The organism is Burkholderia sp. B21-005, assembly GCF_020843965.1.
GTDB lineage: Bacteria > Pseudomonadota > Gammaproteobacteria > Burkholderiales > Burkholderiaceae > Burkholderia > Burkholderia ambifaria.
On the sequence record NZ_CP086301.1, the window covers coordinates 707472 to 721927 of the forward strand.

A 14456-nucleotide genomic window follows, 5' to 3' on the forward strand; every position below is an offset into this window, starting at 1 on the left:
GGCATCACTTCCTACGTCGTTCGCCGGCGAGCGCGTCAGTCGTCGGAACCGCCTGCGGTGTCCGGCGCCTGCTCGGCTGCGCCTTCGTCCGGCTTGCGGTTTCGCACACCGCCGCGGCGGCGCCGCTTGCGGGGCGATTTTTCCTTCGAGCCACCCTGCGTGAGGAGTGCCTCACGAGCGGCTGCGTCGCCTTCGATGAAATCCGTCCACCACTGGCCGACAGCTGCTTCCAGCTCGCCGGATGCGCAGCGTAACAGGAGGAAATCATACCCCGCTCTAAACCTTTGGTGTTCCAGCAGCCGCATCGCGCTGCGGCCCGAGCGTTTTTCCAGGCGCAACTGCAGGCCCCAGATTTCGCGCATGTCGGCCGAGTAGCGCTTGTGGATCGCGAGCTTCTCGGTCTGCATGTCGATCACGTCGTCCATCGCGCGATGGAGCGCCGGCACCGGGATTTCGCCTTCGGCCGTGTATTGTTCGAAGCGCTGGCGCATGTCGTGCCACAGCAGCGTCGCGAACAGGAAGCCCGGCGACACCGTCTTGCCGGCGCGCACGCGCGCGTCGGTGTTGTTCAGCGCGAGCGTGATGAACTTCTCGCCCTGCGGCTGTTCGAGCACGACGTCGAGGAGCGGCAGCAGCCCGTGGTGCAGGCCTTCCTTGCGCAGCCGCTGCAGGCACGCGAGCGCCTGGCCCGACAGCAGCAGCTTCAGCATTTCGTCGAACAGGCGCGCGGCCGGCACGTTGTTGACCAGGTCGGCCAACGCGTTGATCGGTTCACGCGTGTGCGTCTCGATCTCGAAGCCGAGCTTCGCCGCGAAGCGCACGACGCGCAGCATCCGCACCGGATCCTCGCGATAGCGCGTGGCCGGATCGCCGATCATCCGCAGCAGGCGGGCGCGTATGTCGGCCATCCCGTCGTGGTAGTCGAGCACCGTCTGCGTCGACGGATCGTAGTACATCGCGTTGATCGTGAAGTCGCGGCGCGCGGCGTCTTCGTGCTGCTCGCCCCAGACGTTGTCGCGCAGCACGCGGCCGCTTGCATCCACCGCATGCGTGCGGCGATCGAGCTCGTCGCGCTTCAGGCGCTTCGGCGGCTCGGCCGCGGCGGCTTCGGGCGGTGCGTCGACCAGGGCGCGGAACGTCGACACCTCGATCAGTTCCTGGCCGAACTGCACGTGGACGATCTGGAAGCGGCGGCCGATCAGGCGCGCACGGCGGAACAGGCGCTGCACCTCGGTCGGCGTTGCGTCGGTCGCGACGTCGAAGTCCTTCGGCGCGATGCCGAGCAGCAGGTCGCGCACCGCGCCGCCGACGATGAACGCGCGAAAACCCGCCTGCTGCAGCGTGTCGGTCACGCGCACCGCGTTCCGCGAGATCAGCGATGGATCGATCTGGTGCACGCTGGCCGGCACGACGGTCGGTTCGTGATTGCCGCGCGGTTTTTTGGCCGCGCCGCTGCCGCGGCTACCCTTCGCGGGGCGCGGAGCGGGGGCCGTTTCGACGGCGGGCGCCTCGACGGGCGACGTTTGTTCGGCGTCGTCCTGGCCGAGCAGCTTGCGAATGAATTTTTTGATCACGACGTTCAGAAAAGATCGAGGATGCGCCAGCCGCGGTTGCTTGCATGCGCGCGCAGCGTGTCGTCAGGGTTGGTCGCGATCGGGTCGGTGACTTTCTCGAGCAACGGGATGTCGTTGTGCGAGTCGCTGTAGAAGTAGCTGTGTTCGAAGTCGTCCCAGTGCTTGCCGAGCGACGCGAGCCATGCTTCGGTGCGCACGATCTTGCCTTCGCGATAGCTCGGCGTGCCGGTCGGCCGGCCCGTGTACGGCGAGTCGGGGTGCCCGTCGGTCGTTTCGACCTCGCACGCGATCAGCGTGTCGACGCCGAACGCGGTCGCGATCGGACGCGTGATGAATTCGTTGGTCGCCGTCACGACGCAGCACAGATCGCCGGCATCGAGGTGCTTGCGCACGAGTTCGAGCGCGGCGGGCGTCATCGCGGGGCGGATCACCTCGTGCATGTACTGCTCGTGCCATTCGGCGAGCTGCGCGCGCGAGTACTTCGCGAGCGGCGTGAGCATCGCGCACAGATACGCATGGATGTCGAGCTTGCCGGCCTTGTAGTCGGCGAAGAACTGATCGTTCTGACGCGAGAAGCTTTCCGCGTCGACGATGCCGAGCTTCACCATGAAGCGACCCCATTCGTGGTCGCTATCGGTCGGGATCAGCGTGTGATCGAGGTCAAAGAGTGCCAGATTAGTCATGGATGCGCATTTTACTCGAAGCGGTTGGGGCCTGTGCCCGGCGGTGCGATGTCGTCGCCGGGGCGCGCCAGCATCCGGCGCAGCAAGGGCAGCGTGACGGCGCGTTTCTGCTCGAGCGAGAAGCGGTCGAGCGCGTCGAGCAGCGCCATCAGGCTCGGCATGTCGCGGCGGAAATGGGTGAGCAGGTAGGCGGCGATATCGTCGGTGAGCGCGATCCCGCGCTCCTTGGCCGCGAGCTTCAGCACGGCGATCTTGCCGGCGTCGGACGGTGGCGACAGGTGGAACACGAGCCCCCAGCCGAGGCGCGTGCGCAGATCCTCGCGCACGTCGAGCGCGAGCGGCGCCGCGGGGCCTGCCGCGACGAACGCGCTCGACGGGTGCGCGCGGACCTCGTTGAACAGGTTGAACAGTGCGACCTGCTGCGTGTCGCTCATCCGGTCGCAGTCGTCGATCGCGTAGATGCCGATGCGCGGGTCGAACGTGAACGCGCCGAGCGGGCTCTGCGGTGTGAGGTAGCGCGCGTAGCCGTACGACGCGTCGCTCACGAGCGCCTGCAGCAAGTGGGTGCGGCCGCTGCCGGGCTCGCCCCAGATGTAGAACGACCGGTCCGGCACGGGCCCCGCCGCGAGCGCGAGGTCGAGCTTCTGAAGCCGCGAGATGAGCTCGTCGTTCTCCTCATTCATGATGAAGTTGTCGAACGTGGCGGGCGGCGGCGTGCCGAGATCGAGCGTCAGTTGACGGGACACAACAGTCACAATGCGGGTCGGTTGATGAAACGCGCGGCGTACGCCGGGCACGCGCGGGGGGCTGCTCCGGTGCCTGCACACGCGGCCGCACGCACGGCGGCGCGCGGGTTTCGGCGCGGCTCGCGGAGCGATGAAAACGGGGACGTGTCGACCAAGATGCAATCCCTGACGATTCGGTGCTGGGAATTCCGGCCAACGGGCCGGCTTCGGGTAAAATCGCATTTTACCGACCTTCTCGCATTCCCCCATGAATCCTCCGAAATCCGCTCCCGACGCTCAGGGTCTGTCCTACCGCGACGCAGGCGTCGACATCGACGCTGGCGACGCGCTCATCGACAAGATCAAGCCTTTTGCGAAGAAAACCCTGCGCGACGGCGTGCTCGGCGGCATCGGCGGGTTCGGCGCGCTGTTTGAAGTGCCGAAGAAGTACAAGGAGCCCGTGCTCGTGTCGGGCACCGACGGCGTGGGCACCAAGCTCAAGCTGGCCTTTCATCTGAACAAACACGACACCGTCGGCCAGGATCTCGTCGCGATGAGCGTGAACGACATCCTCGTGCAGGGTGCCGAGCCGCTGTTCTTCCTCGACTACTTCGCGTGCGGCAAGCTCGACGTCGACACGGCCGCCACGGTCGTCAAGGGCATCGCGCACGGCTGCGAACTGTCGGGCTGCGCGCTGATCGGCGGTGAGACGGCCGAAATGCCGGGCATGTACCCGGACGGCGAATACGACCTGGCCGGTTTCGCGGTCGGCGCGGTCGAGAAGAGCAAGATCATCGACGGCAGCACGATCGCCGAAGGCGACGTGGTGCTCGGCCTCGCATCGAGCGGCATCCACTCGAACGGCTTCTCGCTCGTGCGCAAGATCATCGAGCGCGCGAACCCCGACCTGTCGGCCGATTTCCACGGCCGCTCGCTGGCCGACACGCTGATGGCGCCGACGCGCATCTACGTGAAGCCGCTGCTCACGCTGATGCAGAAGCTGCCGGTGAAGGGTATGGCCCACATCACTGGTGGCGGCCTCGTCGAGAACATTCCGCGCGTGCTGCGCGAAGGCCTCACCGCCGAGCTCGACCAGAACGCATGGCCGCTGCCGCCGCTGTTCAAGTGGCTGCAGGAGCACGGCGGCGTCGCCGACGCGGAAATGCACCGCGTGTTCAACTGCGGGATCGGCATGGCGGTGATCGTGTCGGCGGCGGACGCCGACGCGGCGATCGCCGACCTGACGGCCGCCGGCGAACAGGTGTGGAAGATCGGCACCGTGCGTGCGAGCCGCGAAGGCGAGGCGCAGACGGTCGTGGTCTGACGCAGCGCACGCAGGATGCAGCAAGGAAAGCCGCCCGGAGTCGATCCGGGCGGCTTTTTTTCTGGCGCGGGCAGGCATCTCGACGCGCCCCCGAAGGAGGAACGACGATGACCGAAGACGAACGCGCGATTCGCGAGCTGGTGGAAACCTGGTTCGTGTCGAGCCGGCGCGGCGATCTGGCGACCGTGCTCGACCTGATCGCCGACGACGCGATTTTCATGGTGGCCGGCAAGCCGCCGTTCGACAAGGCGGCGTTCGCGGCCGCCTCGCGCGACGCGAATGCGGCGGCCGGCAACGGGCCGAAGGTCGATGGCCGCTACCGGATCGACGAACTGCGCGTGATGGGCGACTGGGCGTACCTGCGCAATTTCCTCGAAATCGACGTGACGCCGCCGGGCGGCGACACCGTGCGCCGCTCGGGCCATACGCTGACGATCTTCCGCAAGTCGGATGGCCGCTGGCAGCTCACGCGCGATGCGAATCTCGTGACGCTCGCGCACTGAGCGAGGTGGCGTGAGCGCTGCCGGGCGGCCGGCCGTCGTTCACGCGGACGGCCGCGGTGCGCTCGTCGGGCGCGCGCCCGCCAGCAACGGCGGCACCAGCAGATAGAGCAGCGCGGCCGCGGCCCATACGAGCCCCGGCCACGTGCCGCGGGTGGCCGCGTAGGTCGTCGTGACGACGAGCGGCCCGGCGACGCCGATCAGGCTCGCCACGCTCGCGAGCGTGCCCTGCAGTTCGCCCTGGCGCGCATCGTCGACCTGACGCGCGAGCATCGCCTGCAACGCCGGCAGCGTCATGCCACCCGCCGCGAACAGCGGCAGCAGTGCGAACGGCACCCATGCGGCCGTCGCGAACGCGATCATTACCAGCCCGAGCGCGTCGCCCGCGAGGCCCAGGGCGAGTGCGCGGCGCTCGCCGAGCCGTGCGATCAGCGGCCCGATCGCGAAGGCCTGCGCGAGCGCGTGGCACGCACCGTAGCCGGCGAGCGACAGCCCCGCGACGGGCGTGGACCAGCCGAAATGCTCCTGGCCGTACAGAATCCACAGCGTCGCGGGCGCCTGCGACACCAGCGCGACGATCACGTAGATGCCGATCAGCGGCACGAGCGCGGGCGCGCCGCTCAGCCGGCGCAGGCCGGCGAACGGGTTGAGCGTGGCGAGCCCGCGACTTTCCCGGGCCGCGCGCGGACGCGATTCCGGCAGCGCGCGCCATACGAGCGCGAGGTTCAGCGCATTGAGCAGCGCGGCCGCGACGAACGGCGCGCGCAGGTGCAGCGCGCCGAACAGCCCGCCGATCAGCGGGCCCGCTATGAAGCCGACGCCCATCATCGCGCCGAGCTGGCCGAAGCGCCGTGCGCGGTCGGGTTCGGCCGTGACGTCGGTCACGTACGCGGTCGCGACCGCGACGTTCGCGCCGGTGATGCCGGCGATCAGCCGCCCGACGTAAAGCCAGGCCAGCGTCGGCGCGAGCGCCATCAGCAAGTAGTCGAGCGCGGCGCCCGCAAGCGACGCGAGCAGCACGGGCCGGCGGCCGAAGCGGTCGCTCAGCGTGCCGAGCAGCGGGGCGCACAGGAATTGGGCGAACGCGTACAGCGCGAGCAGGATCCCATAGTGGGTGTCGGTGCTGCCGGCGCCGGTGAGCGTGCGCAGCAGGCCAGGCAGGATCGGCATCACGATCCCGACGCCGATCGCGTCGAGCAAGACCGTGGCGAGGATGGCAATCAGGGACGGATTCAAGGCGACCACTCTATCGATGATAGAGTGGCGATTATTCCATAGTTTCCCTATCGGTGATAGAGATGAAGGACACGGGTGCGCGGCTGACGCGCGACACGGTGATGCGCGCGGCGCTCGATCTGCTGAACGAGGTCGGTATCGACGGGCTGTCGACGCGGCGGCTCGCGGAGCGGCTCGGCGTGCAGTCGCCGACGCTGTACTGGCACTTCCGCAACAAGGCCGAGCTGCTCGACGCGATGGCCGAGGCGATCATGCTCGAGCGCCACGGCGCGTCGCTGCCGCGGCCGGGCGACGCCTGGGATGCGTGGCTTGTCGAGAATGCGTGCAGTTTCCGTCGCGCGCTGCTGGCCTATCGCGACGGCGCACGCCTGCATGCCGGTACGCGGCCGCGCACGCTGCATTTCGGTTCGATCGAACGGAAGGTGGTGCTGCTGGCCGGGGCGGGCTTTGCGCCGGACGAAGCGGTCGACGTGATGTATGCGCTCGGCCGCTTCGTGGTCGGTTGGGTGCTGGAAGAGCAGGCGGAAGCGGAACGCGAAACCGACACGACGCTGCCTGACGCGGCCGAGCATCCGCTCCTCGCGCAGGGCTGGGCTGCGCTGCGCGAGCGTGGCGGCGACGAAGCGTTCGAGCGCGGTGTTGCGTTGATCGTCGATGGCGCGCGCGCGCGTCTGGCGGCTCGCCTGCGCGGCGATTGACCCCGCGCCCGCGCCCGGATCAGGCCGGCAGGCGGTCGTCCAGCACGCGTTCGAGCGTGTCGAGCGCGTGCGCGGTCGCATCCGGCGCGACACAGTCGACGACGATCCGTTCGGGCATCGCGCGCAGCCACGTGATCTGCCGTTTGCACAGCTGGCGCGTCGCGAAGATGCCCTTGTCGCGCATGGTCCGGTAGTCGGTGTCGCCGTCGAGGAATTCCCAGGCCTGCCGGTAGCCGACGCAGCGCATCGACGGCAGGCCGAGATGCAGATCCTCGCGACGGCGCAGCCGTTCGACCTCGTCGATGAAGCCCGCGTCGAGCATCGCGTCGAAGCGTTGCGCGATGCGCGCGTGCAGCACCGCGCGGTCCGACGGTTCGAGCGCGACCGGCACGAAGCGGTACGCGGCGGCCTCGTCGTCCGCGCGCCGCGGCGCGGCGAGCAGCACCGACATCGGCTGCCCGCTCAGCAGGAACACTTCGAGCGCGCGCTGGATCCGCTGCGAATCGTTCGGCGCGAGCCGCGCGGCCGTCGCGGGGTCGACCTGCGCGAGCCGCGCATGCAGCGCGGGCCAGCCGTCGCGCGCGGCATCGGCGTCGAGCTCCGCGCGTACGGCCGGATCGGCGGTCGGCAGGTCGTTGAGGCCCTGTGTCAGCGCCTTGTAGTACAGCATCGTGCCGCCCGCGAGCAGCGGCGTGCGGCCGCGCGCGGCGACCTCGCCGATCAGGCGCAGCGCGTCGGCGCGGAATTCGGCCGCCGAATACGCATCGGCCGGATCGATGATGTCGATCAGATGGTGCGGCACGCTCGCGCGTTCGTCGCGTGTCGGTTTCGCGGTGCCGATATCCATGTCGCGGTAGACGAGCGCCGAATCGACGCTGACGATCTCGATCGGGCGGCGCGCGGCGAGCGCCAGCGCGGCGGCCGTCTTGCCCGACGCGGTGGGGCCGAGCAGGCAGGCGATCGTCGTCGGCGGGGACTGCGGTGAAGCGCTCATTGCCCGCGCATGAAAAGGCGGTCGAGATCGTTCAGCGTGAGCTGATACCACGTCGGTCGGCCGTGATTGCACTGGTCCGCGCGTTCGGTTGCCTCCATCTGACGCAGCAGCGCGTTCATCTCGTCGAGCGTCAGGCGCCGGTTCGCGCGCACCGCGTGGTGGCATGCGAGCGTGCCGAGCAACTCGTGCTGGCGCTCGGTGAGCACGCGCGAGCCGCCGAACGCGTGCAGGTCGGCGAGCACCGCGCGCGCGAGCGACTGCAGGTCCGCATCCTTCAGCAGCGCGGGCACCGCGCGGATCGCGAGCGTCGTCGGCGACAGCACCGCGAGGTCGAAGCCGAGCGATTCGAGCGTGTCGCGCTCTTCCTCGACCGTGCCGATCTCGACCGGCGTCGCCGTCATCGATATCGGCAGCAGCAGCGACTGCACGGCGACCGTGCGGTCGGCGAGCGCGTTCTTGAACTGTTCGTACAGGATCCGCTCGTGCGCCGCATGCATGTCGACGATCACGAGGCCGTGCGCGTTCTGCGCGAGCACGTAGATGCCGTGGATCTGGCCGAGCGCGAAGCCCAGCGGCTGCTCGTCGTGTGCGGTGGCCGCGAGCGGCGACGCGATGAAGCCCGGCGGCGTGTTCGGCGCGCTCGCCGAATCGTGCGCGATGACGGTCGTGCCGTCCGGCGCGCCGGCGCCCGTGTCCTTGCGGCCGAACAGCGCGTCGTAGAGCGCGAGCGGCTGCGCGACCGGCAGCGTGCCCTGCGTCATGCGCGCCTGGCGCATCCACGTGTTGCCGGACGACGATGAGGATGACGGCGACGAGAAGCCGCTGCCGCCCGTGCCGGTGGCCGCGCCCAGGCCGAGCGGCGTATTCAGGAACGACGCGGGGCCGCCCGGCGCCGGTGAGAGTTGCGCGGCGTGGCCGCCCGCGGTGGTTTCCGGCGACGCGCCCGCATGGCGGGCGAGCGCGCGCTGGACCGCGTGGAAGACGTACTGGTGGATCGAGCGCGAATCGCGGAACCGCACTTCGATCTTCGACGGGTGCACGTTCACGTCGACTGCTTCGGGCGGCAGGTCGAGGAACAGCACGTACGACGGGTAGCGGTCGCCGTGGAGGACGTCCTCGTACGCCGCGCGCACCGCGTGCGTGAGCAACTTGTCGCGCACGAAGCGGCCGTTGACGAAGAAGTATTGCTGGTCGGCGCGGCCGCGGCTCGCGGTCGGCAGGCCCGCGCAGCCGTAGACGGCGAGCGGTCCGGCCTGCTCGTCGAGCGGCAGGTGCGCGGTGGCGAAGCCGTCGCCGAGGATTTTCGCGACGCGTTGCGCGGGTTCGGTCGCGTTCCAGTGCTCGACGGCCTTGCCGTTGTGCAGCACCGAGATCGCGACGTCCGGCCGCGCGAGCGCCGCGCGGCGGATCATTTCGAGGCAGTGGCCGAACTCGGTCTGCTCGCTTTTCAGGAACTTGCGGCGCGCGGGCGTGTTGAAGTACAGCTCGCGCACCTCGATCGTCGTGCCGACCGCACCGGCGGCCGGCGACAGCGCGCCCGTGGTCGCGTCGATCTTCGTCGCATGGGCGACGTCGGCCGTGCGGCTCGTGATCGACATCTCGGCGACCGACGCGATCGACGCGAGCGCTTCGCCGCGAAAACCCAGCGTCGCGACCGCCTCGAGCTCCTCGAGCGAGCGGATCTTGCTCGTCGCGTGGCGCATCAGCGCGAGCGGCAGTTCGCCGGGCGGAATCCCGCAGCCGTCGTCGGTGATCGAGATGCGCTTGACGCCGCCTTCCTCGAGCACGATGCGCAGCGTGCTCGCGCCGGCGTCCATCGCGTTCTCGAGCAGCTCCTTGACGACCGACGCCGGGCGTTCGACGACCTCGCCGGCGGCGATCTGGCTGATCAGCTGGTCGGGCAGGGGCTGGATCGCGCGCAGCGGGCGCGCAGCGGGGGCGGGCGCGGCGCCCGCGGCCGTTTCGGTGATATCGGACATGGCGGAATTATAGCGAGGCGGCGGATGCATGCCGGGGCCGCGGATGGTTACGTTTTTTCACGGAGCCTTAAGGTAGTTTCGGTATGATGGCTCCGTTCCGCGCGCCGCCTTGTCCGGCGGGCGCTTCCGCTTTTTCCGGCCGCTGCGGCCTTTTCGCCTTCGAGGAATCGCATTTGGATACGCTGCTTCATTTCGTCAACCTGGTCCTGCATATCGACGCGTTCCTCGGCGACTTCATCCGGCAGTACGGCGCATGGGTGTATCTGGTGCTGTTCCTGATCGTGTTCTGCGAGACGGGGCTCGTCGTGTTGCCGTTCCTGCCCGGCGATTCGCTGCTGTTCATCGGCGGTGCGTTCGGGGCGACGGGCGACATGAACGTCGTCGTGCTGATCGTGCTGCTGCTGGTCGCGGCGATTGCCGGCAATACCTTGAACTACGTGATCGGCCGCTGGGTCGGGCCGAAGGTGTTCAATACTCATATCCCGGTGCTCGAGCGCTTCCTCGATCGCGCGGCGCTGCAGAAGACCCACGCGTTCTACGACAAGCACGGCGGCAAGACGATCGTGCTCGCGCGCTTCATCCCGGTCGTGCGCACGTTCGCGCCGTTCGTTGCCGGGGCGTCGTCGATGAGCTTCGCACGCTTCCAGCTGTTCAACGTGATCGGCGCGCTGGTCTGGGTGCTGCTGCTGGTGCTGCTCGGTTACTTCTTCGGCAATATCCCGTTCATCCGCCAGTATCTGAACGTGATCGTGCTGGTGGGGATCGGCGCGGCGATCGTGCCGATCGCGCTTGGCGCGTTGTGGAAGCTGGTGCGCGGGCGGCACTCGGGCGATGCGCGGAAGACGGGCGGGCACTGAGCCGGCACGTTTCTCTTCGGCGCAGTAAAAAGCGTGGCGGTTGCCACGCTTTTTTTTCGTCCGTGCGGTTCAGGTATTGCGATGCGAGAGCGGCGTTTCGGGCGTCGGGTATTGCGCGTCGCGGAACGTCTCGAGGATCACGCGATTGGTATCGCAGTACACCTGCCAGTAGTTCTCCGGCTGCGTCGACGGGCGCACGAACAGCAGCGGGCCTTCCGGCGTGAACTGCAGCACGCCGACGTCCGGCGCGGGCACCTTCAGCACATTCGGGATCACCTGGATCTGCGTCTTCAGGCGGTTGATCGCGTCGACGGCATCGACGCCGTTCGCGATCTTCGCGGTCAGGTCGACGCGGCGATGCGGCGTCGCGCTGTAGTTCGCGATGTTGTCCGAGAAGATCTTGTTGTTGCCGACGATCGTCACGATGTTGTCGGCGGTGATGATCGTCGTGCCGAACAGGCCGAGTTCCTTCACCGTGCCCGTGACGCCGCCCGCGCTGATCACGTCGCCGATCTTGAACGGACGCAGTACCTGCATGAACACGCCGGCGGCGAAGTGGGCGAGCAGGCCGCCCCAGGCGGTGCCGATCGCGAGGCCCAGGCCGGCGAGCAGTGCGGCGAACGACGTGGTCTGAACGCCGAAGATCTGCAGGATCGCGAGGATCAGCAGGATCGTCAGCAGCACGCCGACCACCGAGGTCAGGTAGTCGGTGAGCGTCGGGTCGACCTTGCCGCTGCGGCGCACGACCTTGCCGAGTAGCCGGGTGCCGATGCGGATCGCCCAGCGGCCGATGAACCATAGGACGACCGCGGCGAGGAGGTTCAGGCCGAGGTCGAGGCCGCGGGTCATCAGGAATTGCTGGGCGGTTTCTAGGTTCGGCATGGGGGCTCCGCGGTGAGGTGAATGTGGCAGTTTCAGGCTGCATATAGTCTGATTATTACCGTATTTTACAACACGCCGCGGCGATAATTCGTAGGTCTGCATTGCGCAACAAAGGATTGGCATTTTTTACTGCCGCAAGCAGCTGCGTTGCGAAAATCGAAAGTATGTATAGAAGCGTTAACACATTTAAAAGTAAGGAAGTTTTCTTGCATGTAAGCTGGTACAATGCGGCGCCTCGGTAGTTTGAGGTGATTTAAAAATTCAGGAGCGTGGGGCAAAAGTTTCACCACGCACGGGGCGCAAACGATAAAAGTGGGACCGGGGTTGGGTATGGCAGAACCGCCAAACGGGGATTCCAGGCTGGGCGAAGCATTTGCTATTCAGCGAAGAGTCGTTTATGCATTGTTTTTGCGCGAACTGAAGACCCGGTTCGGCAAGCACAGGCTTGGGTACCTGTGGGTATTTCTCGAGCCTGTCGTTCACATGCTCGTATTGTTCGCAATCCTGGGGTTGATAGCGAAACATACGATGCCCGGTATTTCGTTTCCTGTATTTCTCATCTGCGGTCTGGTACCGTACTTCATGTTCATCAACATCGCGCTGCGATCGTTGAACGCGCTAGAGGCAAATCTCGGACTGCTGAGCTATCGTCCGGTGCATCCGCTGGATACACTGATCGCACGTGCGGGTCTCGAATGTATTATCAGCGCGGTGGTCCTGGTTGTATTGCTGGTTATTCTCGGCCTCGGAGGGCAGCCGGTCCAATTGGGTGACATCCCGGAACTCGCCGGAATTTGGGCGATACTCGTGCTTCTCGGGCTGGGTGTCGGGATCATTTTCATGGTTATTGGCCATGAATTCCCGATCAGCGAGAAGGTCATCCCGTTGTTCATGCGGCCCCTTTATTTCACCAGTGCGGTGATGTATCCACTGACGACCATTCCGGCGGAATACCGCAGCTGGGTATTGTGGAATCCTCTCGTTCATATTCTCGAGTTATTGCGGCATACGATCGTGCCGGCATACGCGGTTGAAAACGTCGGGCTCGCCTACCCCGCGTTTTGTGCGCTGGTCGTTCTGTTCGTCGGTATGGCCCTGTACAAGGCCCGTGAACCCTCCCTGCTGCGATCATGATTCGACTCGAGAATCTCACGAAATCGTATAAGACGCCGTCGGGTCGACATTACGTGTTCAAGGACGTCAATGTCGAAGTGCCATCGGGGAAAAGTATTGGTCTGATCGGGCGTAATGGCGCCGGCAAGAGCACGCTGCTCAGCATCATCGGCGGCATCGATCGGCCCGATCGCGGCCGGGTCGTGACCAATCGGCGCATTTCGTGGCCGGTCGGTCTCGCGAACGGCTTCCAAAGCAGCATGACGGGGCGCGAGAACGTCAAGTTCGTCGCACGCCTGTACGCGAGCAAGGGCGAGCTGGCGGAGAAGGTGCGGTTTGTCGCGGATTTCTGCGAACTCGGCAAGTTCTTCGACATGCCGATCCGCAGCTACTCCACCGGCATGCGCGCGCGCTTGGGTTTCGGGCTGTCGATGGCGTTCGACTTCGACTACTACGTGATTGACGAGGTGACGGCGGTCGGCGATGCCGTCTTCAGAAAAAAAAGCGAGGCGTTGATGATGGCCAGGCGCGCCGTCAGCCAGTTCATATTTGTGTCGCACGGCCTCGACGAGGTAAGTCGGGTCTGCGACGTCGGGTTGCTGATCGGCGACGGGAAAGTCACGTACTACCCCGACGTGAATGAGGCGATCGAAGTTTACAAGCAAGAGAACAATGTCTGATTGGTTGGGGAAGCTGCGCGGGCATCGGCTGCAGGTGTCGCTTGTCGCGGTACCGCTTGTTGTGTGCGGGTTGTATCTCGGGCTGGTTTCCCGGGATCGCTACGTCAGTGAATCGCAGGTGCTGGTCAAGGACTCCGGACGTTCTGTCGGCACGGGGCTGAATATTCAGGCGCTGCTTGGGGGAGGAGCCGATGCATCGGCGCGGGACGACGCAGTCGTGCTCAAGCAGTACATCGAATCGCCGGACATGCTGGCGAAAGTGGATGCGCGGCTGAAGCTCAAGGAGGCGTTCGGACATGTCGGGCTCGACTTGTTCAACCGGCTTTCGCCGCAAGCCACGCGAGAGGAAACGCTGAAGTACTACATGCGGCGTGTCAGCGTCGATGTGGACGACAAGACGGGGCTTTTGACGATTCGAACACAAGGTTTGTCGCCGGCCTTCGCGCAGACGTTCAATCGAACGTTGCTGAGCGAAAGCGAAGCTTTCCTGAACGAGTTGTCGCATCGCATTTCGCGCAACGACATGCTGTTTGCGCGTGAGGAAATCGACCGCTCGTATGACGAAGTCAAGACGGCACGTGATGCGGTGATCGCATTCGAAAACAAGACCGGCATGCTGGACCCGACGGCGAGCGCCGAAGCGGGCGGGCGCATGGTGGTCGAAATGCAGTCGAAGCAGGCGGAGCTCGAAGCGGAATTGCGCAACCTGCAGACCTACATGAACGACGACGCGCCGCCGGTCGTAGCGAAGCGCAACGCGCTATCGGCCCTTGTCGCGCAGATTGCGGTCGAGCGAGCCAAGCTCAGTGCGCCCGGCGACGGCAAGATGAACCGGACGGCCGCGCAGTACGCGGAACTCAAGTCTCGCCTCCAGTTTGCGACCGACCTGTACAAGGTATCGCTGTCGACATTCGAGAAGGCTCGGATCGAATCGGGGCACAAGGCAAAGAGCCTGTCCGTGATCGTGACGCCCAACCTGCCGGAAGAGGCCGAGTACCCGCGCAGGCTTCACATCATGATGTCCCTCGTTGTCGGATTGTTGTTGTTGTTCGGTGTCGTGAGGCTGGCGCAAGCGATCATCGAAGATCACCGGACGTAACGGACACGACTGCCGCCGGGATTTCGGATCGGGGTGGCAGTTCGCACGAACTTGAATGGCTGGTACAGCGTCGTTGCCGTAACGGGGTGGCGAATGCAAGCAGGCATCGACG

14 protein-coding genes are annotated in these 14456 nt (G+C 66.2%); 7 read left to right on the forward strand and 7 right to left on the reverse strand.

The window, feature by feature from the left end; translation table 11 throughout:
- Positions 1-35: 35 nt before the first annotated feature.
- Genes pcnB through hda form a run of 3 tightly spaced genes read right to left on the reverse strand, consistent with a single transcriptional unit; the run spans position 36 to position 3003 of the window.
- Positions 36-1574: a polynucleotide adenylyltransferase PcnB gene (pcnB, locus tag LMA02_RS03305; RefSeq protein ID WP_228906917.1), complete on the reverse strand. Its 1539-nt coding sequence runs from the start codon at positions 1572-1574 to the stop codon at positions 36-38.
- A gap of 5 nt (positions 1575-1579) precedes the next feature.
- Positions 1580-2257: an HAD family hydrolase gene (locus LMA02_RS03310; RefSeq protein WP_006750664.1), complete on the reverse strand. Its 678-nt coding sequence runs from the start codon at positions 2255-2257 to the stop codon at positions 1580-1582.
- Between the two features lie 11 nt (positions 2258-2268).
- Positions 2269-3003, reverse strand: coding sequence for a DnaA regulatory inactivator Hda (gene hda / locus LMA02_RS03315; protein ID WP_006760485.1), 735 nt, complete (start codon positions 3001-3003; stop codon positions 2269-2271).
- A 247-nt stretch (positions 3004-3250) separates the two neighbouring features.
- On the opposite strand from hda, the gene purM reads away from it, so the two are divergent.
- Together purM and LMA02_RS03325 are read left to right on the forward strand one after the other, a co-directional pair.
- Entirely contained in the window at positions 3251-4306 is a 1056-nt protein-coding gene (purM, locus tag LMA02_RS03320; protein ID WP_228906918.1) for a phosphoribosylformylglycinamidine cyclo-ligase, read from the forward strand.
- A gap of 107 nt (positions 4307-4413) precedes the next feature.
- Positions 4414-4809, forward strand: a complete 396-nt coding sequence (locus LMA02_RS03325) for a YybH family protein (protein ID WP_228906919.1) — start codon at positions 4414-4416, stop codon at positions 4807-4809.
- 39 nt (positions 4810-4848) lie between these two features.
- Here the strand turns inward: LMA02_RS03325 and tet are convergent, their stop codons facing one another.
- The gene (tet, locus tag LMA02_RS03330; RefSeq protein ID WP_228906920.1) at positions 4849-6042 is read right to left on the reverse strand and encodes a Tet(A)/Tet(B)/Tet(C) family tetracycline efflux MFS transporter; all 1194 of its coding nucleotides are present in this window, start codon (positions 6040-6042) and stop codon (positions 4849-4851) included.
- A gap of 62 nt (positions 6043-6104) precedes the next feature.
- Between tet and tetR the strand changes: the two genes are divergently transcribed.
- On the forward strand, positions 6105-6740 hold the full coding sequence (gene tetR, locus LMA02_RS03335) for a tetracycline resistance transcriptional repressor TetR (protein WP_228906921.1): 636 nt from the start codon (positions 6105-6107) through the stop codon (positions 6738-6740).
- Between the two features lie 19 nt (positions 6741-6759).
- Here the strand turns inward: tetR and miaA are convergent, their stop codons facing one another.
- Together miaA and mutL are read right to left on the reverse strand one after the other, a co-directional pair.
- Positions 6760-7734 carry a tRNA (adenosine(37)-N6)-dimethylallyltransferase MiaA gene (miaA, locus tag LMA02_RS03340; protein ID WP_228906922.1) on the reverse strand — a complete coding sequence of 325 codons (975 nt, stop codon included), beginning with the start codon at positions 7732-7734 and terminating at the stop codon, positions 6760-6762.
- Positions 7731-9713, reverse strand: coding sequence for a DNA mismatch repair endonuclease MutL (gene mutL / locus LMA02_RS03345; protein ID WP_228906923.1), 1983 nt, complete (start codon positions 9711-9713; stop codon positions 7731-7733). Before mutL ends, miaA begins: the two co-directional genes overlap by 4 nt.
- A gap of 173 nt (positions 9714-9886) precedes the next feature.
- Here mutL and LMA02_RS03350 point away from each other — a divergent pair, with 173 nt between their 5' ends.
- Positions 9887-10570: a DedA family protein gene (locus tag LMA02_RS03350; protein WP_228906924.1), complete on the forward strand. Its 684-nt coding sequence runs from the start codon at positions 9887-9889 to the stop codon at positions 10568-10570.
- A gap of 69 nt (positions 10571-10639) precedes the next feature.
- Here LMA02_RS03350 and LMA02_RS03355 read toward each other — a convergent pair whose 3' ends face one another.
- Positions 10640-11452 (reverse strand): mechanosensitive ion channel family protein, encoded by an 813-nt coding sequence (locus LMA02_RS03355; protein WP_166722334.1) that lies wholly within the window; start codon positions 11450-11452, stop codon positions 10640-10642.
- Between the two features lie 330 nt (positions 11453-11782).
- Here LMA02_RS03355 and LMA02_RS03360 point away from each other — a divergent pair, with 330 nt between their 5' ends.
- The 3 genes from LMA02_RS03360 to LMA02_RS03370 are packed head-to-tail and all read left to right on the forward strand — an operon-like array spanning position 11783 to position 14344.
- Complete coding sequence (locus LMA02_RS03360) at positions 11783-12586, forward strand: ABC transporter permease (RefSeq protein ID WP_228906925.1); 804 nt, start codon at positions 11783-11785, stop codon at positions 12584-12586.
- Positions 12583-13245: an ABC transporter ATP-binding protein gene (locus LMA02_RS03365; RefSeq protein WP_006750676.1), complete on the forward strand. Its 663-nt coding sequence runs from the start codon at positions 12583-12585 to the stop codon at positions 13243-13245. Before LMA02_RS03360 ends, LMA02_RS03365 begins: the two co-directional genes overlap by 4 nt.
- A complete protein-coding gene (locus LMA02_RS03370) occupies positions 13238-14344 on the forward strand; it encodes a lipopolysaccharide biosynthesis protein (protein ID WP_228906927.1) in 1107 nt (368 codons plus the stop codon). The genes LMA02_RS03365 and LMA02_RS03370 overlap by 8 nt, the downstream gene beginning before the upstream one ends.
- The last annotated feature ends 112 nt before the right edge of the window (positions 14345-14456 follow it).